This window comes from Pseudomonas putida (genome assembly GCF_002741075.1).
Lineage (GTDB): Bacteria > Pseudomonadota > Gammaproteobacteria > Pseudomonadales > Pseudomonadaceae > Aquipseudomonas > Aquipseudomonas putida_T.
This window is the reverse complement of record NZ_CP016634.1, coordinates 4,223,656-4,250,493: the sequence shown is the minus strand read 5'-3', so window position 1 is coordinate 4,250,493 and position 26,838 is coordinate 4,223,656. Positions and strand designations below refer to the sequence as shown.

29 protein-coding genes, 2 pseudogenes and 1 riboswitch are annotated in these 26,838 nt (G+C 63.7%); of the genes and pseudogenes, 17 read left to right on the top strand and 14 right to left on the bottom strand.

Annotated elements, in window-relative coordinates; genetic code table 11:
• The first annotated feature begins 261 nt into the window (after positions 1-261).
• Genes hemA through murI form a run of 5 tightly spaced genes read left to right on the top strand, consistent with a single transcriptional unit; the run spans position 262 to position 4,988 of the window.
• Entirely contained in the window at positions 262-1,539 is a 1,278-nt protein-coding gene (hemA, locus tag IEC33019_RS19885; RefSeq protein WP_070093594.1) for a glutamyl-tRNA reductase, read from the top strand.
• A complete protein-coding gene (prfA, locus tag IEC33019_RS19880; protein ID WP_070093595.1) occupies positions 1,536-2,618 on the top strand; it encodes a peptide chain release factor 1 in 1,083 nt (360 codons plus the stop codon). Before hemA ends, prfA begins: the two co-directional genes overlap by 4 nt.
• The gene (gene prmC, locus IEC33019_RS19875) at positions 2,619-3,449 is read left to right on the top strand and encodes a peptide chain release factor N(5)-glutamine methyltransferase (protein WP_070093596.1); all 831 of its coding nucleotides are present in this window, start codon (positions 2,619-2,621) and stop codon (positions 3,447-3,449) included.
• Complete coding sequence (locus tag IEC33019_RS19870) at positions 3,443-4,198, top strand: molybdopterin-synthase adenylyltransferase MoeB (RefSeq protein WP_070093597.1); 756 nt, start codon at positions 3,443-3,445, stop codon at positions 4,196-4,198. The genes prmC and IEC33019_RS19870 overlap by 7 nt, the downstream gene beginning before the upstream one ends.
• Complete coding sequence (gene murI / locus IEC33019_RS19865; RefSeq protein WP_070093598.1) at positions 4,191-4,988, top strand: glutamate racemase; 798 nt, start codon at positions 4,191-4,193, stop codon at positions 4,986-4,988. Before IEC33019_RS19870 ends, murI begins: the two co-directional genes overlap by 8 nt.
• 60 nt (positions 4,989-5,048) lie before the next feature.
• On the opposite strand, the gene phrB is transcribed toward murI, so the two are convergent.
• From phrB to IEC33019_RS19845, 4 genes are all read right to left on the bottom strand, one after another.
• The gene (phrB, locus tag IEC33019_RS19860) at positions 5,049-6,464 is read right to left on the bottom strand and encodes a deoxyribodipyrimidine photo-lyase (RefSeq protein WP_070093599.1); all 1,416 of its coding nucleotides are present in this window, start codon (positions 6,462-6,464) and stop codon (positions 5,049-5,051) included.
• A 10-nt stretch (positions 6,465-6,474) separates the two neighbouring features.
• Entirely contained in the window at positions 6,475-7,338 is an 864-nt protein-coding gene (locus tag IEC33019_RS19855; RefSeq protein WP_070093600.1) for a MerR family transcriptional regulator, read from the bottom strand.
• Complete coding sequence (locus tag IEC33019_RS19850; protein ID WP_099593865.1) at positions 7,328-8,296, bottom strand: DUF523 and DUF1722 domain-containing protein; 969 nt, start codon at positions 8,294-8,296, stop codon at positions 7,328-7,330. The genes IEC33019_RS19855 and IEC33019_RS19850 overlap by 11 nt, the downstream gene beginning before the upstream one ends.
• A gap of 106 nt (positions 8,297-8,402) precedes the next feature.
• Entirely contained in the window at positions 8,403-9,389 is a 987-nt protein-coding gene (locus IEC33019_RS19845) for an NAD(P)/FAD-dependent oxidoreductase (protein WP_070093602.1), read from the bottom strand.
• A 187-nt stretch (positions 9,390-9,576) separates the two neighbouring features.
• Here IEC33019_RS19845 and IEC33019_RS19840 point away from each other — a divergent pair, with 187 nt between their 5' ends.
• Together IEC33019_RS19840 and hemH are read left to right on the top strand one after the other, a co-directional pair.
• On the top strand, positions 9,577-10,482 hold the full coding sequence (locus IEC33019_RS19840) for a TIGR01777 family oxidoreductase (protein ID WP_070093603.1): 906 nt from the start codon (positions 9,577-9,579) through the stop codon (positions 10,480-10,482).
• 13 nt (positions 10,483-10,495) lie between these two features.
• Complete coding sequence (gene hemH, locus IEC33019_RS19835; RefSeq protein ID WP_070093604.1) at positions 10,496-11,509, top strand: ferrochelatase; 1,014 nt, start codon at positions 10,496-10,498, stop codon at positions 11,507-11,509.
• Positions 11,510-11,626: 117 nt separating this feature from the next.
• Here hemH and IEC33019_RS19830 read toward each other — a convergent pair whose 3' ends face one another.
• Positions 11,627-12,901 (bottom strand): uracil-xanthine permease family protein, encoded by a 1,275-nt coding sequence (locus IEC33019_RS19830; RefSeq protein ID WP_070093605.1) that lies wholly within the window; start codon positions 12,899-12,901, stop codon positions 11,627-11,629.
• A 2-nt stretch (positions 12,902-12,903) separates the two neighbouring features.
• Positions 12,904-13,542, bottom strand: coding sequence for a uracil phosphoribosyltransferase (upp, locus tag IEC33019_RS19825; RefSeq protein WP_028691132.1), 639 nt, complete (start codon positions 13,540-13,542; stop codon positions 12,904-12,906).
• A gap of 168 nt (positions 13,543-13,710) precedes the next feature.
• On the opposite strand from upp, the gene IEC33019_RS19820 reads away from it, so the two are divergent.
• From IEC33019_RS19820 to IEC33019_RS19805, 4 genes are all read left to right on the top strand, one after another.
• Positions 13,711-14,268, top strand: coding sequence for a hypoxanthine-guanine phosphoribosyltransferase (locus IEC33019_RS19820; protein WP_070093606.1), 558 nt, complete (start codon positions 13,711-13,713; stop codon positions 14,266-14,268).
• 2 nt (positions 14,269-14,270) lie between these two features.
• On the top strand, positions 14,271-14,744 hold the full coding sequence (locus tag IEC33019_RS19815; protein WP_070093607.1) for a WbuC family cupin fold metalloprotein: 474 nt from the start codon (positions 14,271-14,273) through the stop codon (positions 14,742-14,744).
• A 128-nt stretch (positions 14,745-14,872) separates the two neighbouring features.
• Positions 14,873-15,343, top strand: a complete 471-nt coding sequence (locus IEC33019_RS19810) for a hypothetical protein (RefSeq protein WP_070093608.1) — start codon at positions 14,873-14,875, stop codon at positions 15,341-15,343.
• A gap of 68 nt (positions 15,344-15,411) precedes the next feature.
• A complete protein-coding gene (locus IEC33019_RS19805; RefSeq protein ID WP_070093609.1) occupies positions 15,412-15,702 on the top strand; it encodes a PA4642 family protein in 291 nt (96 codons plus the stop codon).
• A gap of 100 nt (positions 15,703-15,802) precedes the next feature.
• Here IEC33019_RS19805 and mqo read toward each other — a convergent pair whose 3' ends face one another.
• Positions 15,803-17,314 (bottom strand): malate dehydrogenase (quinone), encoded by a 1,512-nt coding sequence (gene mqo / locus IEC33019_RS19800; RefSeq protein ID WP_099593862.1) that lies wholly within the window; start codon positions 17,312-17,314, stop codon positions 15,803-15,805.
• 717 nt (positions 17,315-18,031) lie between these two features.
• Here mqo and IEC33019_RS19795 point away from each other — a divergent pair.
• A complete protein-coding gene (locus IEC33019_RS19795; RefSeq protein ID WP_043213803.1) occupies positions 18,032-18,616 on the top strand; it encodes a YajG family lipoprotein in 585 nt (194 codons plus the stop codon).
• 72 nt (positions 18,617-18,688) lie between these two features.
• On the opposite strand, the gene IEC33019_RS19790 is transcribed toward IEC33019_RS19795, so the two are convergent.
• Entirely contained in the window at positions 18,689-18,895 is a 207-nt protein-coding gene (locus tag IEC33019_RS19790) for a hypothetical protein (RefSeq protein WP_070093611.1), read from the bottom strand.
• A 159-nt stretch (positions 18,896-19,054) separates the two neighbouring features.
• Here IEC33019_RS19790 and IEC33019_RS19785 point away from each other — a divergent pair, with 159 nt between their 5' ends.
• A complete protein-coding gene (locus IEC33019_RS19785; protein ID WP_070093612.1) occupies positions 19,055-19,315 on the top strand; it encodes a hypothetical protein in 261 nt (86 codons plus the stop codon).
• A gap of 96 nt (positions 19,316-19,411) precedes the next feature.
• Here IEC33019_RS19785 and IEC33019_RS19780 read toward each other — a convergent pair whose 3' ends face one another.
• The gene (locus tag IEC33019_RS19780) at positions 19,412-20,581 is read right to left on the bottom strand and encodes a 1-acyl-sn-glycerol-3-phosphate acyltransferase (RefSeq protein WP_170831794.1); all 1,170 of its coding nucleotides are present in this window, start codon (positions 20,579-20,581) and stop codon (positions 19,412-19,414) included.
• Between the two features lie 123 nt (positions 20,582-20,704).
• Between IEC33019_RS19780 and IEC33019_RS19775 the strand changes: the two genes are divergently transcribed.
• The 3 genes from IEC33019_RS19775 to IEC33019_RS19765 are packed head-to-tail and all read left to right on the top strand — an operon-like array spanning position 20,705 to position 21,783.
• Positions 20,705-20,890, top strand: a complete 186-nt coding sequence (locus IEC33019_RS19775; protein ID WP_043213807.1) for a CPXCG motif-containing cysteine-rich protein — start codon at positions 20,705-20,707, stop codon at positions 20,888-20,890.
• Positions 20,890-21,150 (top strand): putative signal transducing protein, encoded by a 261-nt coding sequence (locus IEC33019_RS19770; RefSeq protein WP_070093614.1) that lies wholly within the window; start codon positions 20,890-20,892, stop codon positions 21,148-21,150. Before IEC33019_RS19775 ends, IEC33019_RS19770 begins: the two co-directional genes overlap by 1 nt.
• Positions 21,151-21,162: 12 nt before the next feature.
• Positions 21,163-21,783 carry an SOS response-associated peptidase gene (locus IEC33019_RS19765; protein WP_070093615.1) on the top strand — a complete coding sequence of 207 codons (621 nt, stop codon included), beginning with the start codon at positions 21,163-21,165 and terminating at the stop codon, positions 21,781-21,783.
• A gap of 33 nt (positions 21,784-21,816) precedes the next feature.
• Here IEC33019_RS19765 and IEC33019_RS28285 read toward each other — a convergent pair whose 3' ends face one another.
• The 3 genes and pseudogenes from IEC33019_RS28285 to IEC33019_RS28275 all read right to left on the bottom strand — a co-directional run.
• On the bottom strand, positions 21,817-22,560 hold the full coding sequence (locus IEC33019_RS28285) for a methyl-accepting chemotaxis protein (RefSeq protein ID WP_372340677.1): 744 nt from the start codon (positions 22,558-22,560) through the stop codon (positions 21,817-21,819).
• A gap of 111 nt (positions 22,561-22,671) precedes the next feature.
• Positions 22,672-22,866, bottom strand: a pseudogene (locus IEC33019_RS28280) (HAMP domain-containing protein); the annotation flags it as partial.
• A gap of 239 nt (positions 22,867-23,105) precedes the next feature.
• Positions 23,106-23,958, bottom strand: a pseudogene (locus tag IEC33019_RS28275) (cache domain-containing protein); the annotation flags it as partial.
• A gap of 148 nt (positions 23,959-24,106) precedes the next feature.
• Between IEC33019_RS28275 and IEC33019_RS19755 the strand changes: the two are divergent.
• Positions 24,107-24,922 carry a M48 family metallopeptidase gene (locus IEC33019_RS19755; protein ID WP_070093617.1) on the top strand — a complete coding sequence of 272 codons (816 nt, stop codon included), beginning with the start codon at positions 24,107-24,109 and terminating at the stop codon, positions 24,920-24,922.
• A 56-nt stretch (positions 24,923-24,978) separates the two neighbouring features.
• On the opposite strand, the gene IEC33019_RS19750 is transcribed toward IEC33019_RS19755, so the two are convergent.
• On the bottom strand, positions 24,979-25,563 hold the full coding sequence (locus IEC33019_RS19750; RefSeq protein ID WP_170831795.1) for a TMEM165/GDT1 family protein: 585 nt from the start codon (positions 25,561-25,563) through the stop codon (positions 24,979-24,981).
• Positions 25,564-25,653: 90 nt separating this feature from the next.
• Positions 25,654-25,775, bottom strand: a riboswitch (yybP-ykoY riboswitch).
• Positions 25,776-25,813: 38 nt separating this feature from the next.
• Positions 25,814-26,812 (bottom strand): class I SAM-dependent methyltransferase, encoded by a 999-nt coding sequence (locus IEC33019_RS19745; protein WP_070093619.1) that lies wholly within the window; start codon positions 26,810-26,812, stop codon positions 25,814-25,816.
• Between the last annotated feature and the right edge of the window lie 26 nt (positions 26,813-26,838).

Sequence of the window (26,838 nt, the reverse complement as noted above, 5' to 3'; positions counted from 1 at the left end):
AGTCGCAACTGACGGCGCCTGGGCCACTGTGCACTGAAAAGCCAAAGCCAAAGCCAAAGCCAAAGCCAAAGCCAAAGCCAAGCGAAGGTAGGGGCAAGTGGAGGGCGGGCTCTATGGGCTATGCAGCCGGCGCCTCTGGCCTGCGCAACGGCCCGCTACCGACGATAGCCCCCAGGTATCGCGACAATAGCGAACGGTGGTTGTTCTGGAACCTGCGAAGTAGGACAATTATCGGCTTCTCGTCACAACCAGCGACCTTGCATGGCCTTTCTTGCACTTGGTATCAACCATAAGACTGCCTCGGTAGACGTACGCGAGCGCGTGGCGTTTACGCCAGAGCAACTGGTCGATGCCCTGCAGCAGCTTTGCCGACTGACCGCCAGCCGTGAGGCGGCGATCCTGTCGACCTGCAACCGCAGTGAACTCTATATCGAACAGGACCACCTGGCCGCCGACGCCGTGCTGCAGTGGCTGGCCGAGTATCATCAGCTCAACCTCGATGAGCTGCGGGCCAGCGCTTACATCCACGAAGAGCATGACGCGGTCAAGCACATGATGCGCGTGGCGTCGGGCTTGGATTCGCTGGTGCTGGGCGAGCCGCAGATCCTCGGTCAGATGAAGTCGGCCTATGCCGTGGCCCGCGAGGCTGGCACCATCGGCCCGCTGCTCGGGCGCCTGTTCCAGGCCACGTTCAGCGCCGCCAAGCAGGTGCGCACCGATACCGCCATCGGCGAGAACCCGGTTTCCGTGGCCTTCGCCGCAGTCAGCCTGGCCAAGCAGATCTTCAGTGACCTGGGGCGCAGCCAGGCGCTGCTGATCGGCGCTGGCGAGACCATCACCCTGGTCGCCCGCCATCTCCACGAGCAGGGCGTACGGCGTATCGTCGTGGCCAACCGTACCCTGGAGCGTGCCAGCATCCTGGCCGAGCAGTTCGGCGCCCACGCGGTGCTGCTCTCGGACATCCCTCAGGAGCTGGCCAACAGCGACATCGTCATCAGTTCCACCGCCAGCCAGTTGCCGATCCTCGGCAAGGGTGCGGTGGAAAGCGCCCTGAAGCAGCGTCGGCACAAGCCGATCTTCATGGTCGATATCGCCGTGCCACGGGACATCGAGCCGCAGGTTGGCGAGCTTGATGACGTCTACCTCTATACAGTCGATGACCTGCATGACGTCGTCGCGGAAAACCTCAAGAGCCGCCAAGGCGCTGCCCAGGCCGCCGAGGAACTGGTGTCGGTCGGTGCCGAGGACTTCATGGCGCGCCTGCGCGAGCTGGCGGCGGTGGATGTGCTCAAGGCCTATCGCCAGCAAAGCGAGCGGCTGCGGGACGAAGAACTGCAAAAGGCCCAGCGCCTGCTCGCCAACGGCGGTAACCCCGAAGACGTACTGGCCCAACTGGCCCGGGGGTTGACCAACAAACTGCTGCATGCACCCAGCGTGCAATTGAAAAAGCTCTCCGCCGAAGGCCGCCTCGATGCGCTGGCCATGGCCCAGGAACTCTTTGCCCTCAACGAGGGCTCGACGGACAAAACCCCGCAATGAAAGCGTCGCTGCTCAATAAACTGGACACGCTCCAGGACCGCTTCGAAGAACTCACCGCCCTCCTGGGCGATGCCGAGGTCATTTCCGACCAGACCCGTTTCCGCGCCTACTCGCGTGAATACGCCGAGGTCGAGCCGGTCATCGACGCCTATAAAGAGTGGCGCAAGGTCCAGGACGATCTGGCCGGGGCCCAGGCGCTGCTGAAGGACAGCGACCCGGACCTGCGCGAGATGGCTGTCGAGGAAGTGCGTGAGGCCAAGGAGCAGTTGGTCGGCCTGGAGGCCCGGTTGCAGCGCATGCTGTTGCCCAAGGACCCCAACGACGGGCGCAACGTGTTCCTCGAGATCCGCGCCGGTACCGGCGGCGACGAGGCCGCGATCTTCTCGGGCGACCTGTTCCGCATGTATTCGCGCTACGCCGAAAAGCGTGGCTGGCGCCTGGAGATTCTCTCCGAGAACGAAGGCGAGCACGGCGGCTACAAGGAGATCATCGCCCGGGTCGAAGGCGACAGTGTCTACGGCAAGCTCAAGTTCGAATCTGGCGCGCACCGCGTGCAGCGGGTGCCGGAGACTGAGTCACAAGGGCGTATCCACACCTCCGCTTGCACCGTTGCCGTGCTGCCGGAGCCTGACGAGCAGGTCGCGATCGAGATCAACCCGGCCGACCTGCGTATCGATACCTACCGCGCCTCGGGCGCCGGTGGTCAGCACGTGAACAAGACCGATTCGGCGATCCGCATCACTCACCTGCCCACCGGTATCGTGGTCGAGTGTCAGGAGGAGCGGTCGCAGCACAAGAACCGCGCCCGGGCCATGTCCTGGCTGTCGGCCAAGCTCAACGACATGCAGACCAGCGCCGCGCAGAATGCCATTGCCTCCGAGCGCAAGCTGCTGGTGGGTTCGGGCGATCGCTCCGAGCGCATTCGCACCTACAATTATCCACAGGGCCGGGTGACCGATCATCGCATCAACCTGACGCTGTACTCCCTGGATGACATTCTGGCCGGGGGCGTCGATGCGGTCATCGAGCCCTTGCTCGCCGAATACCAGGCCGATCAGCTGGCCGCCCTGGGGGATTGAATGACCATCATCGCCAGCCTGCTGCGTGACGCGCAGCTGCCGGATTCCCCGACCGAGCGCCTGGACGTCGAGCTGTTGCTGGCTGCCGCCCTGGGCAAGTCGCGCAGCTACCTGCACACCTGGCCCGAGCGCATCGTCAGCAGCGAAGCGGCCGAGACCTTCGCCGGCTACCTGGCGCGTCGCCGGGCCGGTGAACCGGTGGCGTACATCCTGGGCCAGCAGGGTTTCTGGAAGCTTGACCTGGAGGTCGCGCCACACACCCTGATCCCGCGCCCTGAAACCGAACTGCTGGTGGAAGCTGCGCTGGAGCTGCTGCCCGCGCGACCTGCGCGGGTGCTTGATCTGGGCACCGGCACGGGCGCCATCGCCCTGGCCCTGGCCAGCGAGTGCCCGGCCTGGCAGGTGACGGCGCTGGACCGCGTGCCGGAAGCCGTGGCCTTGGCCGAGCGCAACCGGGAGCGCCTCGGGCTGGCCAATGCGCAGGTACGGCTGAGCCACTGGTACGACGCGGTGGCTGGCGGGCGCTTCGACTTGATCCTGAGCAACCCGCCGTACATCGCCGCTGACGATCCGCACCTGGTTGCCGGTGACGTCCGCTTCGAGCCCAGCAGTGCCCTGGTGGCGGGCCAGGATGGTCTGGATGACCTGCGGGTGATCATCGCCCAGGCGCCAGATCATCTAGCGGCCGGTGGCTGGCTGCTGCTCGAACACGGTTACGACCAGGCCATGGCTGTGCGTGAGCTGCTCACCCGCCACGGCTTCATCGACGTGGCCAGCCGTCTGGACCTGGCCGGGCACGAACGTATTTCCATGGGACGACTGCCATGCTGAGTGATCAGGAACTGTTGCGCTACAGCCGGCAAATCCTGCTGGCTCAGGTGGATATCGACGGCCAGTTGCGGCTCAAGCGCAGCAAGGCGCTGGTGGTCGGGCTCGGTGGGCTTGGCTCGCCGGTGGCCCTGTACCTGGCCGCCGCGGGTGTGGGCGAGCTGCACCTGGCCGACTTCGACACGGTCGATCTGACCAACCTGCAGCGCCAGGTCATCCATGACAGCGACAGCGTGGGCATGAGCAAGGTCGACTCGGCGTGCAAGCGCCTGGAAGCGATCAACCCCGAGGTCAAGCTGGTCCCGCACCGCGAGGCCCTGGACGAAGATTCCCTGGCCGCGGCCGTCGGTGCGGTCGATGTGGTGTTGGACTGCTCCGACAATTTCTCCACCCGCGAAGCGGTCAATGCCGCCTGTGTCGCCGCAGGCAAGCCGCTGGTCAGTGGCGCGGCGATTCGCCTGGAAGGGCAGTTGTCGGTGTTCGACCCTCGTCGTGACTACAGCCCCTGCTACCACTGCCTCTACGGCCATGGCAGCGAGGCCGAGCTGACCTGCAGCGAGGCGGGCGTGCTAGGTCCGTTGGTGGGCTTGGTGGGCAGTTTGCAAGCGCTGGAGGCGATGAAGCTGCTGGCCGGCTTCGGCGATCCACTGGTGGGGCGCCTGTTGTTGATCGATGCGCTGGGCACACGCATGCGTGAGCTGCGGGTCAAGCGCGACCCGGCGTGCGCGGTCTGTGGCAGCCGGCATGGCTGAGCGTTCGGCGCCGGTCGGCGTGATGGACTCCGGGGTCGGCGGCCTGTCGGTGCTCGCCGAGATCCAGCGTCTGCTGCCCAACGAATCACTGCTGTATGTTGCCGACAGCGGTCATGTGCCGTACGGCGAAAAATCACCGGACTACATCCGCCAGCGCCTACGCCACATTGCCGGGTTCTTCCGCGAGCGGGGTGCCAAGGCGATGGTCCTGGCCTGCAACACCGCGACCGTGGCCGCGGTGGCCGACCTGCGCGAGTTGTACCCGGACTGGCCCCTGGTGGGCATGGAGCCTGCGGTCAAGCCGGCCGCTGCGGCGACTCGTTCTGGCGTGGTTGGGGTGCTGGCCACCACCGGCACCTTGCAGAGCGCCAAGTTCGCCGCCTTGCTCGATCGTTTTGCCAACGATGTCCAGGTGATCACCCAACCGTGCCCTGGGCTGGTGGAGCGCATCGAGGCCGGTGACCTCGATAGCCCGCAACTGCGCCAGTTGTTGCAAGGCTATGTGCAGCCTTTGCTGGACGCCGGCTGCGACACGGTCATTCTGGGTTGCACCCATTACCCCTTCTTGCGCGCGCTGCTGGCCGACATGGTGCCGGCGGACGTAGCCATCATCGACACCGGCGCCGCCGTGGCGCGACAACTGCAGCGGCTGCTGGCGGCACGGGATCTGCTGGCCGAAGGGCCGGCGCGCGATACCGCGTTTTGGACCAGCGCCGAGCCACAGTCGCTGGACAAGGTCCTGCCGTTGCTCTGGGGCCGGGCTGATCGGGTTCTGCCACTGCCTCTTTAAAGTGGGGCTGTCAGGCCGATAACCCTGGTGTACCTGAAGCGTCGCTTCGTGTCCCCAAACTCAACCCCTGAGTCCCTGAAATGCCGCCAGCGCCCGTGCTCGACTGCTGCCCAGGTCGACGATCGGCTGCCTATAGGGCGAAGCAAACAGATCCCCCCCTGTCCCCGGTTCATGGATGGCTTTGTCATCCAGACCGTGCAACTCCGGCAACCAATGACGAATGAACTGCCCCTTGGGATCGAAGCGCCGTGACTGGCTCACCGGGTTGAACAGGCGAAAGTACGGCACCGCATCGGTGCCGGTGGAGGCGCACCATTGCCAGCCGCCGTTGTTGGCAGCCAGGTCGCCGTCGATCAGATGACGCATGAAATGGCGCTCGCCCAGGCGCCAGTCGATCAGCAGGTTCTTGCTCAGAAACATCGCCACGACCATGCGCAGCCGATTATGCATCCAGCCGGTGTGCAGCAACTGGCGCATGGCGGCATCGATGATCGGGAAGCCGGTACGACCGGCTTTCCAGGCCTCCAGGTCTTCAGGCGAATCACGCCAGGGCAATGCCTCGGTGTGAGCACGGAATGCCCGGTGTCGGGAGACCTGTGGATAACCCACCAGGATGTGCTTGTAGAACTCCCGCCACAGCAGCTCGTTGATCCAGGTCTGTACGCCCACGCTGCCGCTATCCAGCTCACCCTGGTTGCCACTGAGCGCGACATGCAGGCATTGGCGCGGTGAGATCACGCCGGCAGCCAGGTATGGCGAAAGCTGGCTGGTGCCGGTCCGGGCGGGCAGGTCCCGCAGTTGGGGGTAATCCTCGACAGTCTCATCGATGAAGCGCGTGAGGCGTCGCTGCGCCTCGTTTTCACCGGCGGGCCAGTGCTCGCGCAGACTGCGCGAAGGTGAGGTAAACCCGGCAAAGCCTTGGGGGATGGGGTCGCTGGCAATGGCCAGTGGCGCCTGACGCTTAACCTGAGGTGCCAGGCGAGGCAGGCTCAGGTGCAATTGCTCCAGGCAAGCCCTGCGGAATTGGCCGAACACCTGGAAGTACTGACCGCTTCGGGTCAATACCGAGCCTGGACGCAGCAGCAGTTGGTCCAGATGGCTATGGATGAGGATGCCCGCCTGCTCGAGCAGGGCCTGGGTCGCGGTGTCGCGTTGCTGCTCGTTGACGCCGTACTCTTCGTTCCAGTGCACCGCCTCGATCCGATGCTGCCGGCAGACCTCCAGCACTGCCTGGGGCGCTTGCCGCCAGGTGTCGACATGGCGGATCAGCAACGGAATGTTCAGGCGCTCCAGCGACTGGCGCAGGGCCTGCAGGTTGCGCAGCCAGAAGTCGACCTTGCAGGGGGCATCGTCATGGGCCTGCCACTGACCGGGGCTGGCCAGCCACAGGGCGAGGGTCGGCCCGCGGGCGCAGGCGGCGCTCAGGGCAGTGTTGTCATCGACGCGCAGATCGCTGCGCAGCCAGATCAATTGCAAAACCATTTCCTCACAGTGATTGCAGCAGGCGCAGGGCTGCCAGGGGCGTGTCGAACAACTGCAAGCCCTCGACGTCGGACTCGACCAGGCGCTGGCCGTGCAAAGGGATCGTGCCGCCGCCTGCCAGTATCGGGATGTGAATGTCTGCCAACGCGGCTTTGAGCGCCCGGGTATCGATGCGTGTACCCAGGTAGAGAATCACCGCCCGGGGTCGTAGGGCTTGTACCGCACGATGCAGACAAGGCGCGCTGAGAGAGTGATCGAATACTTCGACCGCGATCGCGCTGTTGCCGAGCAGCCAAGCGCACAGCCATAGGTGTGGATTGAACGAGCCCTCGTCTTGGGTTGTGACCAGCACGGGGGGGCCAGGCAGCGACAAGCTGTCGTGGGCAACGCGAGCGCCCAGCTTGCTACGCAGCCAGGTGTGGAAGAATGCCTGTTCGAGCCGGGCATTGAAGTAATTGCGCCAGCGTTGTTCCAGGCTGTCGAGCAGGGGCAGCAGCAATTGCTCGCATAGGGTGAACGCCGGATACAGCGCCATAGCTTGGTTGAACTGCTGGTCGAGGGCGTTATGGGAAAGTGATGCGATGGCCTCGATCATCGCCTGTTCTCGCAGTTGCCAGTCGCCCACCGGCGCAATCTTGGGCGCTCGCTCGAGCAGCTCACGCACCTGCCCCACCGACGCGCCGCGCTCCAGCCAGCTCAGGATGGCGTGTACCCGCTCGACCTGTTCTGGCGGATACAGGCGATGGCCTTTGGCGGTGCGCTGGGGTTTGAGCAAGCCGTAACGTCGCTCCCACGCCCGCAGGGTGATTGGGTTGACGCCTGTGCGTCGGGCCAGCTCGCCGATCGGCAGCAGGATTTCAGAGCGCATTGCGCAGGCCCAGTGGCTCGGGGTGCGGCTGCAGGTAGGCCTGTTGCAGCAGATAAGGGTCGGGGTGCTTGCGCAGGTGGTGCTTGAGCAAGGTCAGAGGTACCACCAGCGGCACCACGCCTTGTTGGTACTGGCCGATGATGTGGTGCAGTTCCGTGCGGTCGCCTTGGCCAAGAACCGTGCGCAGGTAACCACTCAGATGCTGCAAGACGTTGCCATGGGTACCTCGGCTGGCGCGGCGGCGTAGGGCCTGCATGAGCGCGCTGAAGTAACGAGGGCCGATGACCTGTGGGTCGTCGTCACGGCGCATGCTGCCGAGCATCCTGCCCAGCTCACGATAGGCCTGGGGGTTGTTGGCCATGAGCAGGTACTTATAGCGCGAATGAAAACGTACCAGGGCTCCGCGATCCAGGCCCTGCGCCAGTAGGCGCTGCCAGTCGGCGTAGGCGTAAACGCGGCTGATGAAGTTTTCGCGCAGCACCGGGTCGTGCAGGCGACCTTCTTCTTCCACTGGCAGATCCGGGCGGCGGGCACAGAATGCACTGGCGTAGGCGCCTTGCCCCGGCTGGCGGGAGAGCTGGCCGTCGTGCTGATAGACCTTCACCCGCTCCAGGCCGCAGGAGGGCGACTTCTGCATGAAGATATAACCGCACAGGTCGTCGAGCGCCTCTGCCATCTGCTCGCCATAGCCTCGCAGGGGGCCGGCGAGGTCGGTGCCAGGGTTTTGTGCGGCCACCACTTCGGGATGGGCGGGGTCGCCGACCAAGCGGATGGCCGCACGGGGAACGCCCAGCCCGATGGCCATTTCCGGGCACACGGGTGCCCATTCAAAATGGTCTTCGAGTAGCTCAAGGCATAGGGGTGAGGCTTTGTGGCCGGCGTTGAAGCGCACGGGATGGCCCAGTAGACACGCGCTGATGCCAATCCGCGGCTTGTCGGTGATCGAATTGATGTCCATGCGGTCTCCGGAAAACCTGTACACAAATATTGGTCTTGTACAGGTTAATTCCAGCACACCGAAAAACTTATGCAAGCAGAATTTTTTGTATAGCTATCCGTGGTCGTTAATCGAGGTGCTCCAGCAGCCGTCTGGCGGCCTCCTGACCGCTGAGCCAGGCCCCTTCTACGCGCCCGGACAAGCACCAGTCGCCGCAGGCGTACAGCCCCAGGTCGGCGTCGGCCAGGGCGCCCCACTCATGGTTGCCGGCCGGACGGGCATACAACCAGCGGTGCGCCAGCGCGAAGGTCGGCGGTGGCACGATGCAACCGACCAGCTCCGCGAACTCACCCCACAACTGCTCGATCACGTCCTCCTTGGGCAGGTCGATATGCTGCTTGCTCCAGCTCGAGGTGGCGTGTAGCACCCAGGTATCGAGTTGCTCGTCGCGCCCTGGCTTGCTGCGGTTGCGGGCCAGCCAGTCGAGCGGGTTGTCCTGGACGAAGCAGCCTTGCATGGGCGTATCGAGGGCGGTCTGGAAGGCCAGGGCGACGGCCCAGGTGGGTTCCATCTGCACGCCAGCGGCCACGGCCGCGAGCTTGGGCGTCGCCGCCAGCAGCGGGGTGGCCTGGGGCGCAGGGACGGCGATCACCACGCGGCTGAACGGGCCATGGCTGCACCCTTCGGTGTCCTGCAGGTGCCAGTACTGTTTGCCACGAAAGACCTCGGCGATGCGGCAGCCGAAGTTCACCGTCACGTCCTTGAGCAGGCCTCGGGTGATGGCACTCATGCGCGGCACGCCCACCCAGCGTGTCTGCTCGTCGGGGGAGGGGGTCAGCTCGCCATCGCGGTAGTTGTACAACTGGGGCTTCCACTGCGCGGCCCAGCCTGCCTCGACCCACTGGTGGACCTGCTCGACGAAACGCCGGTCGCGGGCGGTGAAATACTGCGCGCCCAAGTCCAGCGCACCGGCCTCGCTGCGCTTGCTGGCCATGCGGCCGCCGCTGCCATGGCCCTTGTCGAACAAGTGGACGGTCTGCCCGGCTTTCTGCAGGGCCTGGGCGGCGGAAAGGCCGGCGATACCGGCACCGATGATGGCAATAGGTACTGTCATGATGGCCTCTTCGAACCTTGCTGTTAGCAGACTACGCTGTCAGGAAAACCTGTACAATGCATAATATTTGTATAAGGTTATTCCCCTCGATAGGGCAGGTTGGCCTATGTTTATCCGAGAGCATCCGGTCTAAAAAGTGCCTTGTTCTTAAAAATAGACCACGGCCGCAACTTGCGAGGACACAGCCATGCATATATTGCTGACCGGCGGTACTGGCTTGATCGGCCGGCACCTGTGCCAGTACTGGCGCGGCCAGGGCCATCGCCTGACCGTATGGAGCCGTCGCCCGGAGCAGGTCCCCCGGATCTGCGGTACCGGCGTGCGCGGCATCGCCCGGCTGGAAGACCTGGCAGCGGACGATGCCGTGGACGCGGTGATCAATCTGGCTGGCGCACCGATCGCTGACCGTCCCTGGACCGCGTCGCGACGCACCTTGCTGTGGACCAGTCGCATCACCCTCACCGAGCAGTTGCTGGCCTGGCTGGAGAGCCGCGAGCAGCGCCCGGAGGTGCTGATATCCGGATCCGCGGTGGGCTGGTATGGCGATGGTGGCGAGCGGGAATTGACCGAGGCTTCGCCCCCCGTGAAAGAAGACTTCGCCAGCCAGCTTTGCATCGCCTGGGAAGAGACCGCCCAGCGTGCGCAACGGCTGGGCATTCGCGTGGTACTGGTGCGTACCGGGCTGGTACTGGCCAGCGACGGCGGCTTTTTGTCGCGCCTGCGCCTGCCGTTCAAGCTGGGACTGGGCGGGCCTTTGGGAGATGGTCGGCAATGGATGCCGTGGGTCCATATAGACGACCAGATCGGCTTGATTGATTTTCTCTTGCAGCACAAGGACACCACCGGTCCTTATAATGCCTGCGCGCCGGAGCCGGTGCGCAACCGCGAATTCGCCAAGCGCCTGGGCCGGGCCCTGCATCGGCCTGCGTTCATGCCGATGCCGGCGCCGCTGCTCAGGGTGGGCCTGGGCGAGCTGTCCACGCTGCTGCTCGGCGGGCAACGGGCGCGCCCGGTCCGTCTGCTGGCGGCAGGCTTCACATTCCGCTTCAACGATCTGCAATCGGCCCTGGACAACCTCTCCAGCCGCCTCTGACATAGGACGCTGCATGACCGATCACGCCCTGCTACTGGTCAACCTGGGTTCGCCGGCTTCAACGATGGTGGCCGACGTACGCCGTTACCTCAACCAGTTCCTGATGGACCCCTACGTGATTGACCTGCCGTGGCCGGTGCGCCGTCTGCTGGTGTCGTTGATTTTGATCAAGCGACCCGAGCAGTCGGCCCATGCCTACGCCTCGATCTGGTGGGACGAGGGCTCGCCCCTGGTGGTGCTGACTCGCCGCCTGCAAGCGGCCATGGCCGAGCATTGGCCCCATGGCCCGGTGGAAATCGCCATGCGCTATGGCGAGCCGGCCTTGCCTGAAGTCTTGGAACGTCTGGCTGCCCAGGGCGTGCGCAAGGTCACCCTGGCGCCGCTTTATCCACAATTCGCCGACAGCACGGTCACCACCGTGGTAGAGCTGGCCAGGCAGACCCTCGCGACCCGGCAGTTGCCGTTGCAGATGCGCGTGCTGCAGCCGTTCTACGAGCACCCCGACTACATCGAGGCCTTGGCCGCCAGCGCCAGGCCTTACCTGGAGCAGGACTACGATCACTTGCTGTTGAGTTTCCACGGTTTGCCCGAGCGCCATCTGAAGAAGCTCGACCCGACCGGCAAGCACGATTTCCAGGCCGCCGATTGCTGCAAGGATGCCGACGCCCAGACTCGTGCGATCTGCTATCGCGGTCAATGCCTGGCCACGGCCAAGGCATTTGCGCAGAAGATGGGGATTGCCGATGGCAAGTGGTCGGTGTCGTTCCAGTCACGCCTGGGGCGCGCCAAGTGGATCGAGCCCTATACCGAGACGCGCCTGGACGAGCTGGGCAAGGCAGGGGTGAAAAAGTTGCTGGTGATGTGCCCGGCGTTCGTCGCCGACTGCATCGAGACGCTGGAGGAGATTGGTCAGCGCGGCAGCGAGCAGTTCATCGAGGCGGGAGGTAAGGAGCTGGTGCTGGTGCCGTGCCTGAACGATCACCCGCAGTGGGTGAAAGCGCTGGCAGGAATGTGCGAAAAGGCCTGAATAGCTAAGGCCCCTTTGTGGGGCTTTGGTGACACAAGGCCACTCCTACAAGGCAATCGCGTTCTTTTGTAGGAGCGGCCTTGGGCCGCGAAAAGGCTGCGTAGCAGCCCCTGGTTCTCAAGGCAACTGATCATCCAGTTTCTTGTGCTTCCAGCTGTCATTGCCCGGCAGGATCAGGTTCAGGGCGATGGCCACGATGGCGCACAGGGCGATGCCCTTCAGGCCCCAGTCATCCGGGCCGTCGCCGCTGCCGATCAGTACGCCGCCGATACCGAACACCAGGGTCACCGAGACGATCACCAGGTTGCGGGCTTCGGCCAGGTCGATCTTGTGACGGATCATGGTGTTCATGCCCACCGCGGCGATCGAACCGAACAGCAGGCACAGAATGCCGCCCATCACCGGCACCGGGATGCTCTGCAACAGCGCGCCGAACTTGCCGATGAAGGCCAGGGTGATGGCGAAGATCGCCGCCCAGGTCATGATCTTCGGGTTGTAGTTCTTGGTCAGCATCACCGCGCCGGTCACTTCGGCGTAGGTGGTGTTGGGCGGGCCGCCGAACAGGCCGGCTGCGGTGGTGGCCAGGCCATCGCCCAGCAGGGTGCGGTGCAGGCCAGGCTTCTTCAGGTAGTCGCGACCGGTCACGCTGCCCACGGCGATGACGCCGCCGATGTGCTCGATCGCCGGCGCCAGCGCCACCGGAACGATGAACAGGATCGCCTGCCAGTTGAATGCCGGCGCGGTGAAGTTCGGCAGTTCCAACCATGGCGCCGCGGCGATCTTGGCGGTATCGACCACGCCAAAGGCGAACGACAGGCCAAAGCCCACCAGCACGCCAGCGATGATCGGTACCAGGCGGAAGATTCCTTTGCCGAACACGGCCACGATCAGCGTGGTCAGCAGGGCCGGCATGGAGATCAACATGGCGGTCTTGTATGGCATCAGCACGCTGCCGTCACCGGCTTTGCCCATGGCCATGTTGGCCGCGATCGGCGCCATGGCCAAGCCAATGGAGATGATCACCGGGCCGATCACCACGGGCGGCAGCATACGGTCGATGAAACCGGTGCCCTTGATCTTCACCATCAGGCCCATGAAGGTGTACACAAAGCCTGCTGCCATCACGCCGCCCATGGTCTCGGCGAGGCCGAACTGGCCCTTGGCGAGGATGATGGGGGTGATGAAGGCAAAGCTTGAGGCCAGGAACACCGGGACCTGACGGCCAGTGACCAGCTGGAACAGCAAGGTGCCGATGCCTGCGGTGAACAGCGCCACGTTGGGGTCGAGGCCTGTGATCAGCGGCATCAGTACCAGCGCGCCGAATGCCACGAAGAGCATCTGCGCGCCCGAGACGACCTGGCGCCAGAGCGGGTCGTTGAAGCCGTCCTGCATGGTCAGGCGTCCTTCTGCTTGGTGCCGAAGATCTTGTCGCCGGCATCACCCAGGCCAGGGACGATGTAGCCGTGTTCGTTCAGGCGTTGGTCGATCGAGGCGGTGTAGATCTGCACGTCAGGGTGGGCTTTTTCCACCACGGCGATGCCTTCGGGGGCGGCGACCAGGACCATGGCACGGATCTCTTTGCAGCCAGCCTTCTTGAGCAGGTCGATGGTGGCGACCATCGAGCCGCCGGTGGCCAGCATCGGATCGATGATCAGGGCCAGGCGCTGGTTGATGTCCGGCGCGAGCTTTTCCAGGTAGGTGTGCGCTTCGAGGGTTTCTTCGTTGCGGGCGACGCCCACGGCGCTCACCTTGGCGCCCGGTACCAGGCTGAGCACGCCGTCGAGCATGCCGATGCCGGCGCGCAGGATCGGGACCACGGTGATCTTCTTGCCGGCGATTTTCTCGACCTGCACCTTGCCGCACCAGCCGTCGATCTCGTAGGTTTCCAGCGGCAGGTCCTGGGTGGCTTCATAGGTCAGGAGGGCGCCGACTTCCTGGGCGAGTTCGCGAAAATTCTTGGTGCTGATATCGGCACGGCGCATCAGGCCGAGCTTGTGGCGGATCAGCGGATGGCGGATCTCACGAGTAGGCATAGGGGGAGGGCTCCGGGAGGCGGGCAAAAAAACCGCGCTAGATTAATCTATTCAGCTCAGCATGTCGTCTGCTCATTCTGGACGTTAGTCCATAAATGCTTGATCTGTGACGGGCGGATGCGTACCTTTGCCCGCTTTTCCAATTCCAAGCCCCCCCTGGAGAGCGCCATGTCCGCCGATCTCGAGCATATCCGTCAAGTCATGCGCGAGGCTGACTGCCTGTACACCGAAGCCGAGGTCGAAGCGGCCATCGCCAAGGTCGGTGAACAGATCAGCCAAGACCTGCATGACAAGAATCCGGTGGTCTTCTGCGTCATGAACGGTGGCCTGATCTTCGCCGGCAAGCTGCTCACCCACCTGCAGTTCCCGCTGGAAGCTTCCTACCTGCACGCCTCACGCTACCGCAACCAGACCAGCGGTGGTGAGCTGTTCTGGAAGGCCAAGCCCGAGATTTCGTTCATCGACCGCGACGTGCTGATCGTCGACGACATCCTCGATGAAGGGCATACCCTCAGCGCCATCATCGACTTCTGCAAGCATGCCGGTGCCCGCTCCGTGTACACCGCCGTGCTGATCGACAAAGACCACGACCGTAAGGCCAGCCCGGACCTGAAGGCCAACTACGCCGGCCTGCCATGCGTCGATCGCTACATCTTCGGCTATGGCATGGACTACAAGGGCTACTGGCGCAACGCCAACGGCATCTTCGCGGTCAAGGGCCTGTAACCATGCGCCAACCTGCATTCATCGACCATGCGTTGTTTGCCGAGTTGGCGCAAAAAGCCGCCGACAGCCCCCGTGGCCGGCAGCATCACAACTTCCATGCGATGGAGGAGCCCTGCCACCGCATGGTCGTCGGCCTGCAGCCCACCACCTACATCCCGCCCCACCGTCACCTGAGCGACGACAAGGCCGAGGCGTTGATCGTGCTCAAGGGGCGTCTTGGCCTGCTGATCTTCGATGAGCAGGGCGCAGTGATCGATAAGCGGGTGATGCAGGCCGGGGGCGATTGCCTGGGCGTCGACCTGGCACCGGGCACCTACCATGGGCTGGTGGTGCTCGAAGCCGACAGCATGCTGTTCGAATGCAAGGCCGGGCCTTACCGGCCGGTGGGTGAGGGCGAGCATGCCCACTGGGCGCCTCGTGAAGGCGAGCCGGGTGTGGCGCAATACCATGCCTGGATGCGCGCGCAGTTTGACTGATACTGGGGCCGCGCTGCGGCCCTTTCGCCGCACGAGGTCGCTCCTTCAAGGTTTCGCGTTTCTCTGGGACTCCGGGATCCTGGGCTCATCTGCGTGCTAGAGTGCTCCTCCCTGCCAAGGAGCCTCACATGCGTGCGATTCTTCCTTTTCTGCTGGCGGTGAGCCTGCCGTTGTCCGCGGCGCCGCTGCATGGCCAGTTCCTGCCCCCCGATGACTTGTCCCTGCGCCAGGAGGCCCCAAGCAGCCAGCAACTGCTGCAGGTGACCGACTATTCGGTGGTGACCGGCATCCAGCGTCAGTCTGACCAGCAACCGATCCCGATCACCTCCTCGTTGCTGCTGCGCCTGAAAGGCAAGCCGCTGAGCAAGGGCGCCACCCTCAGCCAAGTCCTGATCAACTTTGATGGCGAGGGCGGCAAGAGCCTGAAGAAGCCGGTCTACGACGAGAAGACCCGAACGCTGACCCTGAGCTACCCGCTGGCCAACTACCGGGTCATCATGGACCTGCTGCGCAACGAGACGTTGTATGTGCAGTTCCTCACTTATCCCAACGGTCACCTCTGGGCGGATCTGCACACCGGCACCGTACGTACGCGTTGAGGCCCGTGGGTCGTGAGGGGTAAACTGCCGGCCTTTGAATGCCCATGATGGCCCAGTTGGAGTCGGCAATGCGTAAAGACAAGAAGCAGGTGATTGGTGACGAGATCAGCGACGACTACGTCAAGACGTTCCTCCAGTTCGAGCCGGCCGATGGCGTGACCTCGCCGTCGCTGCACAAACTGGTCAAGGCCTATCGTGGCCTGCGCGTCGACGACTTCGAGCGTTTCGTCGGCTTCTTCGTCGAGGCAGGCCTGGACCTGGACGGCAAGGACGAGCACGGCAAGACCTTCGTCGAACTGATCGCCGACCAGCGCAATGCCCCTGAGTACATCGAGATCATCGAAAACGCCCGTGGCTGATCTGTAAGCCACCGGCCCTTTCGCGGGGAACCCCGCGAAGAGGGTGGCAAGAGTCAGGCATAAAAAAACGCCCCGAGGGGCGTTTTTTTATGGGCCGGAATCAGGCGTAGTGCTGAGCCGGGCTGCTGCTGTCTTCCACCATTTCCAGCGCTTCGTCGTTCTGGGCGCTGATCTTGTGGTAGAGCGCGGCATCGGTGGCCAGGACTTTCTCGCGAGCCGGGAAGATTTCCTTGAGCTTGGCAGCCCAGGCACCCTTGGCCTGCTCGGGGAAGCAGCGTTCGATCAGTTCGAGCATGATCGAGACGGTCACCGAAGCACCTGGCGAGGCGCCGAGCAGGGCAGCCAGGCTGCCGTCCTGGGCCGCGACCAGCTCGGTACCGAACTGCAGGATGCCGCCTTTTTTCGGGTCCTTCTTGATGATCTGCACACGCTGGCCTGCAACTTCCAGGCGCCAGTCCTCGGCCTTGGCTTCTGGATAGAAGCGACGCAGGGCGTCCAGGCGTTGCTCCATCGACTGCATCACTTCGCTGACCAAGTACTTGGTCAGGTCCATGTTGTCACGGGCGACGGCCAGCATCGGGCCGATGTTGCCCATGCGTACCGACAGCGGCAGGTCGAGCAGCGAGCCGTGCTTGAGGAACTTGGTGGTGAAGCCTGCGTACGGGCCGAACAGCAGCGACTTCTTGCCATCGACCACGCGGGTGTCCAGGTGCGGAACCGACATGGGCGGTGCGCCGACTGCTGCCTGGCTGTAGACCTTGGCCTGGTGCTGCTTGACGATCTCGGGGTTGTCGCAGCGCAGCCACTGGCCGCTGACCGGGAAACCACCGAAGCCTTTGCTTTCCGGAATGCCGGACAGCTGCAGCAGCGGCAGGGCGGCACCACCGGCGCCGAGGAAGACGAAGCGGGCGTCGACTTCACGGCTGCCGCCGCTGTTGACGTCCTTGATGCTGACGGTCCAGCCGCTGCCGTTGCGGCGCAGGCCGACGACTTTCTTGCTGTACTTGACCTGCACATCGGCGCTGTTGCCCAGTTGCTTGAGCAGCTTGTTGGTCAGGGCGCCGAAGTTCACGTCGGTACCCTTGAGCACGCGGGTGGCGGCGATGCGCTGGTCGGCCGGGCGGCCCGGCATCATCAGCGGCATCCACTGTTCCATCACGGCCTTGTCTTCGGTGTACTCCATCTCGGTGAAGGCATGGTGCTGCTTGAGCAGCTCGAAGCGCTTCTTGAGGAAGGAAACACCCTTGTCACCTTCGACGTAGCTCAGGTGCGGGACCGGATTGATGAAGGCACGGGGCGAGCCGAAGCCGCCTTTGCGCACGAGGTAGGCCCAGAACTGGCGGGACACCTCGAACTGGGTATTGATGTGCACGGCCTTCTTGATGTCGATGCTGCCATCGGCGGCCTGGGGCGTGTAGTTCAGCTCGCACAGGCCTGCGTGGCCCGTCCCTGCGTTGTTCCAGGGGTTGGAACTTTCCGCGGCACCGGAGTCCATCGCCTCGACGACCTCCAGCTTGATCGACGGGTCGAGTTCCTTGAGCAGTACGGCCAGGGTGGCACTCATGATGCCTGCGCCTACCAGTACCACATCAACCGATTCGTTCTGCGCCATTAACGCGTCTCCACAATCTACAGCACCTAATTGACAGCATAGGATCCCTGGGGTGGCCAGGATCGCCATGTCCGACTCTTCGCAGTTCTTGCCACTTCCGCGGACCCTGCCAACTCAGTCTTGGTGTTCAGCTATTGAACGCCGCTTGCCACGGGTGCGGCAATTCGACTTATGGTCAAGGTATCCGCCGTGCGGTATGGACCGGCTTCAGCAGTTCATCGAGGATGAGCACTTTTGCCGTCTGTTCGAGGCTGTTCGGGACGCATCTGTCGCTTTTGCACATGCCAGACTGTTCATTTGCTCGCCACACTCTTGTGAAGTTTGAAAAACCCGTTTTTTCACGCTCTTTTGGAACGTGAACCTCAAAAGGGACTGCGCGATGGCAATCCACAGGTTCCTGCAATGCAAAGGCCGGAAACAGCAGGCGCGGGCAGATGCAAGACCTGAGTGGAAGGCTCTCTGTGGGCAAAGCGTCAAAAGTGCCGTGGTCAACGGCGATGCGGGGCCCGATCAGGAGACGTCCTTATAATCGGGGGGAGATTATAACGATGTCGCGGGCAGAAAGGTGCGCTTAATGGCTTTTTATTGCTGCGTTTGTCAGGCTGATCACTTGCATGGATGCAAAAGCCAGGACCAGGCTGGCAAGGCGGCCCGTCCCGCTTTTTCTCGCCGCTAGGTATACTGTGGGCCTTTGCCGCATTTTCTGGAGAAACGCGCATGTTGCAACGTCTGTTGTTCGGTTTGATCGCGGTGGCCAGCCTGAGCCTGGTCGGTTGTGCCCACAGCCCGCAACAACTCAGCCCGCAACCCAAGCTCACTGCCCAGCTCAACCCGGTAGGTCGTGGCCAGCCGGTCGTGGTCAAGGTGGTCGATGGCCGTGCCTCGCAATCGTTGGGCACCCGTGGTGGCATGTACCCTGAAACCAGCACCATCAGCGTCAGTGGCAACGATATCGTGCCCAAGTTGCAGGCTCAGGCCGAAGCCGCGGTACGTCTGCTCGGCTTCACCCCGACGCCCAACGCCTACAATGCGCCTCAGTTGACCGTGACCCTGGCCGAGCTCAAGTATCAGTCGCCCAAGGACAAGATGTATGTGACCGAAGCTACCATCGGCGCCACCTTCCGTGCCGATGTGTCCAATGCCAACCGCCGCTACAGTGGCCGCTACGGCGCCTCCCTGGACCAGCGCTTCGGCATGGCGCCGAACCAGGAAACGAATACCAAGCTGGTCGGCGATGTGCTCAGCGATGCCCTGACCCGCCTGTTCAAGGATCCAACCATCGGTCAGGTCCTGGGCGAGTAAACGCAGCGTCCTCGATAAAAAGCCCGCTGCCGGGTATGCCGGCAGCGGGCTTTTTGTTGGCTGTTCGTTGCCTCAGGCTGCTTCTATATGAAAGTCGAGCACGCTGCGGCCGGTGCAGAGATCCACTTCGGGCAAATCTTGGTGAGCGTGGCCGCCCAAGGCGCAATAGACAAGCCACTGGCGGTCCTGGACATTGATGGCGAAGCCGTCGATCAGCGCCTGTTGTTCATCGCTTTGGGCGACGAGGTAGAGGCGGTCCTGGTTTTCGGCGTGCAACATGACGAGCTCCATCGTAGGAAAAGGCCGACATGGTGGCCTGTCCTGATGACGAGCGTGTGACAGTGAAATTCAATGACAGTTGGTCGCAAAAGCCGAGCAGTTGGGGTGGGCTTGGGTAGAATGCCGGGCTTTGCTGTCGTTCTTTTCCGAGGTTACGCGATGTCCTTGCAAGTGCTCTGGGGATTCCTGGCTGCCCATCCTGCCAAGTTGATCAACCTGCTGGCCCTGCTGATTACCTGCCCTGGCGGGCTGCTGCTGCAAAGTGCCCGGCGGCGCGAGGTGGTGGCCCGGGCGAGTGGTGCGAGCGACGAAGCGGTGGTCGATGCCTTCGGCCAGCGGGTGCCGCGCTACTACTACATCCTCGGATTCTCTTGCCTGGCCATGGCCCTGCTGCTGTCTTGGTTCAGCACCTGGGTCTGAATGCCTGATACCCCTCCGGGAGCGGGCCACCCGCGAATCAGATGGCGGCCATGCCATAGCTTTCGCGGGTAGCGCCCTTCTCACAGAGGCAGAGTGTCAGGCGACGGGGCTTTGGGCCTTGACCTGGTACTGGTTGCGCACCGGTGTTGCATATTGCTGCACCAGGTAAGGCTGGTGTTCCACCGGGCAGGCGTCCAGGCGACGCTGCCACTCTTCCTTGGCTTTGGCTAACTCCTGCGCGGGGAACAGTTTCTCCGCACTCGGCACCTGCAGCGCCGGGTCTGCTTCGCTCCACATGCCATAGGCCAGGTAATGCACCGGGAACAGGCGGTAGCCGCCGAGGATCTGTCGGTCGATTTCCTGGGCCAGTTGCTTGGTGTCCTCGAAATACTCGGTCACCGGCGCTGCGAAGTTGATATGTACCCGGCCTTTATAGCCGGTGATGCCCTGGGCGATGCTGTTGTCATCCTCGCCCGGCGCCTTCTTGTAGGTGCCGGTGGTGGCGCGGATGTACAGCTCGCGGGCCTTGGCCAGGTCGCACGGGTCGTACTCGTAGCTGATCGACACCGGCGTCAGGTTCAAGCCCTGGATCACCGCGCCGAACGGCTCGTCCTTGCGACTCATGTGGAACATCTTGAGGATCGCCGAGTCGGTACGGTCGTCGCCGTCCTTCGCCCGTCCTTCGGCCTGGGCGATCCAGATCGATACGCAGTCGGTGCGGATCGAGTGGTTGATGTAGGCCGACAGCAGCTGGTAGGCGGCCAGTTTTTCCCGGCGACCGCTCAGCGAGCGATGGACGATGAAGCTCTTGTTCAGGCGCATCATGTCGCTGACGAAGGGCTTTTGCAGCAGGTTGTCGCCGATGGCGATGCGCGGCGTCGGCAGGCCTGCGTGGTACACCGCGTAATTGACGAAGGCCGGGTCCATGACGATGTCGCGGTGGTTGGCCAGGAACAGGTAGGCGGTCCCGGACTTGAGCTGTTCGACACCGGAGTAGGTGACGCCGTCGGTGGCGCGCTCGATGGTCTGGTCGACGTAGTGCTCGACTTTGTCCTGCAGGGTCGAGACGCAGGTAACGCCGGCGAACTCGTTGCGCAGGCGGCGGGCGATCAGCGGCTTGAGCAACCAGCCAAAGGCACCGGCTGCCCGCGGGAAGCGGAAGTGGGTGAGGATATCCAGGAATGCCGGGTCGCTGAGCAGGCGTGCCAGGACGGCAGGGACCTCAGCGTCGTCGTAGGGTCGGATGGCATCGAATTCGCCCATCATGCTCTCTTGTTGGAAACGGCTAGGGTAATAAGGTAGGGGTGGGGCCCGAAAAAACGGCTCGGACACACGCAGGCCCTGTAAACAGACCGGCAATTATACGCATAAGTCACCGTGGAGGCCGCGATGCTGGAAACCGACTTCTATCGTTGTCCCTATTGTGGTGAAACCGTGGAAACCACGGTGGATATTTCCGGCGGCGACCAGGTGTACACCGAGGACTGTCAGGTGTGCTGCCAGCCCGTGGTGTTCATCTTGCAGGTCCACGGTGACGAATGGATGCTCGATGTCAGACGCGAGGACGATGCCTGATGAGGCGGATCTACGAGCCCGAGAGCCTGATGGAGGCGCAGTTGCTGATGGGCATGCTCGCCAGCGAGGGAGTCGAGGTGCATCTGGCTGGGCGTGATCTGGTCGGTGGTGCCGGGGAGCTGCCGATGCACGGGTTGCTCGGTCTGGTGGTGCCCGACGAGCAGGCCGGGTACGCACGGCAGTTGATCGATGCGTACAATGCGGCCCTGCCACTTGCCGGCGACGAACCGGAGAGTTTTCCCGGAACCCTGATCTGCTGAGTTTTTATCGCCATGTGTGGACGCTACGCCCTGTTTCGCTGGTCCCCGGCCTTTGCCGCCTTGCCCGGGTATCCCGCCGACCAGCAGGCGCAATGGAACATAGCCCCAGGCGCTTCGGTGCTGATCCAGCGTCAGCTCGATGGCCAGATGCAGCTGGCCAGGGCCCGCTGGGGATTGACCCCGGCCTGGCTGACCGACCTGTCCCGCACGCCGGCCCAGGCGCGTGCCGAAACCCTGGCTGAACAACCGATGTTCCGCGAAGCCTTCCGCCAGCGGCGTTGCCTGATGCCGGCCAATGGTTTCTACGAGTGGCGTGGTACGGTGCGCAAGCGGCCGTACTGGCTGACGCCGGGGGAGGGGGCCTCGCTGTTCTTCGCTGCGGTGTGGGAGGCCTACCCGGTACAGGATCAGATCTGGTTGAGTTGTGCGGTGGTGACTCAGGCGGCAATGAGCCAACGTCGACCGCTCATCCTCGACGAAGCGGGCCAGGCGGCCTGGCTGGATGTGGGCACGCCGCTGGCGCGATTGCATGACCTGCTCGCCAGCCCGCCTGCGGCTTTGCGCGAGCGGGCGCTGGCGCATTTCGTCAATGATCCGAAGCTCGATGCGCCGGAGTGCCTGACCCCGGCGTGAGCCTCAAGGGGCTGCAAAGCAACCCCTTGTTCCTCAAACGCGGAACTGGTTGATCAACCGGCGCTGCTGTTCGGCCAGCTTGGTCAGTTCGGCGCTGGCCTGGCTCGATTCATCGGCACCGCCGGCCACTTCACCGGCCACCTGACCGATGTTGATGACGTTGCGGTTGATGTCTTCGGCCACGGCGCTCTGCTGCTCGGCGGCGCTGGCGATCTGGGTGTTCATGTCGTTGATCACCGACACGGCCTGGGTGATGCTCTCCAGCGCCTCGGCGGCGCGGGTGGCTTGCTGCACGCTGTCGTCGGTCTTGCCCTGGCTGTCTTCCATGACCTTGACCACTTCGCGGGTGCCTTGCTGCAACTGCTGGATCATCTGCTGGATTTCTTCGGTAGCCTGCTGGGTCTTCTGCGCCAGGTTGCGCACCTCGTCAGCGACCACGGCAAAGCCTCGGCCTTGCTCGCCCGCACGGGCGGCTTCGATGGCGGCGTTGAGCGCCAGCAGGTTGGTCTGCTCGGCGATGGCGCGGATCGCCACAAGAATCGCATTGATGTTTTCGCTGTCGCGGGCCAGGGTCTGGACCACATCCACCGCGCGACCGATCTCGGTGGCCAGGACGCTGATCGAGTGGGAGGTGTCGCGCACGATCTGCAAGCCCTGGTTGGCCGCCTGGTCGGCATTGTTCGCGGCCTGGGCGGCGTGGGTCGCGTTGCGGGCCACGTCCTGGGCGGTAGCGGTCATCTCCTGCACCGCAGTGGCCACCTGGTCGATCTCGGCCATTTGCTTGTGCACGCCCTGGTTGGTGCGGATGGCGATGTCGGCAGTGTGCTCCGAGGAGTCGCTGACCTTCTGCACCGAGCCCACCACTTGGGTGATCATCGCCTGCAACTTGGCCAGGAAGGTGTTGAAGCCTTTGGCGATCGCGCCCAGTTCGTCGGCACGGTCGCTGTGCAGGCGGCGGGTGAGGTCGCCTTCGCCCTGGGCGATGTCGTCGAGCATGGCCACCATCTGACGCAGCGGGCGGGCGATGCCATGGGCCAGCAGCCAGATCACCAGCAAGCCGACGGCGGCGATGCCCAGGCCCATCAGGGTCATGCCGGTGATGTCGGTGCGCCGCTGCGCGGCCAGGTCTTTCTGCAGTTGATTGACGTCGGCCATCACCGTGCTCAGCGGCAGTTCGAGCAGCAGGGTCCAGCGGGCGTCGGTGTTGGCGACGCGGAAGGGTAGGTAGAGTTCGATGCGGTCTTTGGATTCGTCGAGCTCGTAGTGCAGGTCCTCGCCCGTCAGGGACGTAAGCGTGCCCGACTCCTCGGCATCCAGCACGTCGCTGGCTTTTTCACCGAACTTCGACGAGTCACGGGTATAGGCCACCAGGCGGCCGTTGCTCGAGACCAGGGCCAGTTCGCCGGCGCCGTTGTACAGCTGGCGGTCGGCGTTGTTGAGCAGGTCCTGGATGAAGTCCACCGACAGGTCGGCACCGGCCATGCCTTGGAACTGGCCATCGATCATGATCGGTGCGACGAAAGAGGCGAGCATGACGGTCTTGTCGCCTACCTTGTAGGGCGCAGGGTCGATCACGCAGGCCTTCTTCGACTCTTTCGGGCACAGGTAGTACTCACTGGCGCGCACGCCCGTGGCCAGTACCGTGTGGTCGTTCACATCGATCAGCTTGTCCTGGCCGAGGCTGCCATCGCCATTGCGGAACCACCACGGCAGGAAGCGCCCCGTAGCACCATCGACGCCAACCATGTTGCTGCCGACATAGCGGGCATCGTCATGGTCCAGGGCGTTGGGCTCCCAACCGAGGTAGGCGCCGAGCACGGTCGGGTTGACCTCGACGGTGCGCTTGAGCTGGTTGACCAGGGATTGGCGATCGATGCGCATCAACGGCTGGCCATCGGCGCCCTGCATGCCGATCATGGCATTGCTGGTGGCCAGGCTACGGGAAATCAGCAGCGGCGCCTCCAGCCCACGCTGGATCTCGCTGACCTGGGTGCGGGCGAGGGCAGCCAGGCGCTGCTCGATCACGGTTTCGAACTGTTGACGGGTGCGCTCCTGCACCAGCGATTGGGTGCGTTCGCCGGAGTACACGGCGTACAGCACCAGGGCCGCGACAATGCTCAACACGATGGCGCCCGCCAGGGCGGCCACGGAAAACTGGATCGACTTGAACTTCATGGGGCACCGCGCACGAGAATGGTTGTTTCCCGAGTTATCGGCGGGGGCCTGCCAAAGCATGAGGGGGCGCGAGAAATCTTACCTGCGGCTCTGGCGAGGCCAGACGACTCGGCCTAGGATACGCGGCATGTAAAAACGGAGTGCTTTCATGCGTAGTTCATTCGTTGCCAGCCTGATCGGCGCCAGTATCCTGTTGTCTGGTTGCCAGGCAGTGAATACCACCAGCGGTGGTGCGGTGGGCGTCGATCGCCAGCAGTACATGTTCAGCATGCTCTCGACCGACCAGGTCAATCAGATGTATGCCCAGTCCTACCAACAGACGCTCAGCGAGGCCTCTTCCAAGGGCGAACTGGACAAGAACAGTGCCAAGGCCAAGCGTATCCAGGGCATCGCCAGCCGCCTGATCGCCCAGGCGCCCAAGTTCCGGCCGGACGCCGCGCAGTGGAACTGGGAAGTCAACCTGATCGACAGCGACGAGCTCAACGCCAACTGCGGCCCGGGTGGCAAGATCATTTTCTATACCGGTCTGATGGACAAGCTGCAGCTCACTGACGCCGAGATCGCGGCCGTACTGGGCCATGAAATCGCCCACGCACTGCGTGAGCACGGCCGCGAGGCCATGTCCAAGGCCTATGGCGTGGAAATGGCGCGCCAGGGCGCCGGTGCCTTGTTCGGCCTGGGTCAGGGCGGCATGGCCCTGGCGGACACCGTGGTGAATTACGCCATGACCCTGCCCAACAGCCGCGCCAACGAGAACGAAGCCGACCTGATCGGCCTGGAGCTGGCGGCTCGTGCCGGCTACGACCCGAATGCCGCGATCACCTTGTGGAACAAGATGAGCCAGGCCTCTGAAGGTGCACCGCCTGAGTTCATGAGCACCCACCCGGCCTCGAGCAGCCGTATTGCCTCGCTGCAGGCGGCAATTCCGAAGGTGATGCCGTTGTATCAGGCGGCCAAGAAGTAAGCTTCGAGCTGCAAGTTTCAAGCTGCAAGGAAGGCGACTCGCTTCTCTTGCAGCTTTTAGCCCACCCAGCCGCTGGTCTTCATCGCCGAGTACACCGCGACGATGGCCAGGACGAAGAATGCAGCCGCTGCCAGGCGGCGAATCAGCGTCAGCGGCAGCTTCTCGGCGGCGAAGTTGCCCGCCAGCACCACCGGCACGTTGGCGATCAGCATGCCCAAGGTGGTTCCGATGATGACCATGATCAGGTGAGGGTACTGGGCCGCCAGCATGACCGTGGCAACCTGGGTCTTATCGCCGATTTCAGCCAGGAAGAACGCGATCAAGGTAGTGACGAATGGGCCGAAGCGACGTGCGGCGCTGTTTTCGTCATCGTCCATCTTGTCCGGAACCAGCGTCCACAAGGCCGTTGCCGTGAAGCTCGCGGCAAGGATCCAGTGCAGCACCGTTTCGCTGAAGAAGCTGCTGACCCAGGCGCCAACGGCACCGGCGGCGGCGTGGTTGGCGAGGGTGGCGGCGATGATGCCGGCGATGATTGGCCAAGGCTTGCGAAAACGTGCGGCGAGGATGAGCGCGAGCAATTGCGTCTTGTCGCCGATTTCAGCGAGGGCGACGATTGCGGTGGGGACGAGCAGGGATTCCAGCATCAGGTTTCCTACGGGGGCGGGCCGACACGGCTATGACACGTACGACCTCCCCGCCCCGGGTAAGGTGTGCGTGTCATAGGTCTTGTCAAACCCTGGATCTGTCTGGTGCAGATCGTGGGTCGCACGCGCCATGGCCTGTGGGCCAAGTGTGTTGACGCGTGCCGGGCGAGCAGGGCGCTCGCGGGAGACTACTCCCCTAGGACGGTGCGGATTCTGCCTAGGTGAAAGCGTTTCGGCAAGCCCTGTTTCAGCCGCGGGTGGCCCGGTAGATGCGAAAACCGTCCGCTTCGGCGCAAACTTGGCAATTGCCCAGGGCGCCTTCGATCAGGGGTTGGTAACGCAGGAAGCTGTTGGCGACCAAGCGCATCTCACCACCTTTTTGCAGATGATCGCCTGATTTTTTCAGCAGGTTTTCCGAGGCCTGGTAATTGGTGTGCACGCCGGTATGGAACGGCGGGTTGCTCAGGATCACGTTCAGGCCGGTGGGCGCGGCATCGATGCCGTCGCCACTGATCACCTCGCCCTCCAGTCCATTGGCCGCCAAGGTCAGGCGACTGCTGGCCACGGCGAAGGCATCCACATCGAGCAGAGTGACTCGGCTCTGTGGATAACGACGCTTGATGGTCGCCCCCAGTACGCCGGCGCCGCAGCCGAAGTCCAGCACGTGACCGGCTGGCAGGTCGTCCAGGTGCTGGAGCAGCAGGGCTGTGCCGCGATCCAGGCGGCCATGGCTGAACACGCCGGGCAGGCTCACGACCTGCAGCGGGCCGTCGTCCAGGGGCAGCTCGAAACGTTCGGCCAGGCTCTCCAGGGTTTTGGCCTGTGGTGCGTTGTCCACCGTCACCTGCCACAGCTGGCAGTGACGCGCGCTGTCGAGCTTGCGAGGCTTGCCGAAGGCTTGCAACTGCTTGGCCGCGCCCTCGATGCCGCCGCGCTTCTCGCCGACCAGGTACAGCTCGCGGCCCGCAAGACGCGAGGCCAGGGCATTGAGCAGATAGGCGGCAAGCTCCCGGGATTTGGGCAGGAACAGCACGGCGGCTGCGAAGGCCACCTCGGGCACGTTCACCCCATAGTGGCTGCGGCCGCTGAAACGGCTGTCGAGCAGGGCCTGGTCCCCGGCGTGCCAGGACCAGCCGCTGGCCTGCGGCAGTTGGCCGAGCAAGTCGTCGGCGGGCAGCCCGGCGAGCAGCAGCGGGCCTTGGAACAGTTCGGCCTGGCGAAGCAACACTTCACTGCGCGGGTCCATGGACGACGTCTCCTGAAAAAGCGCGC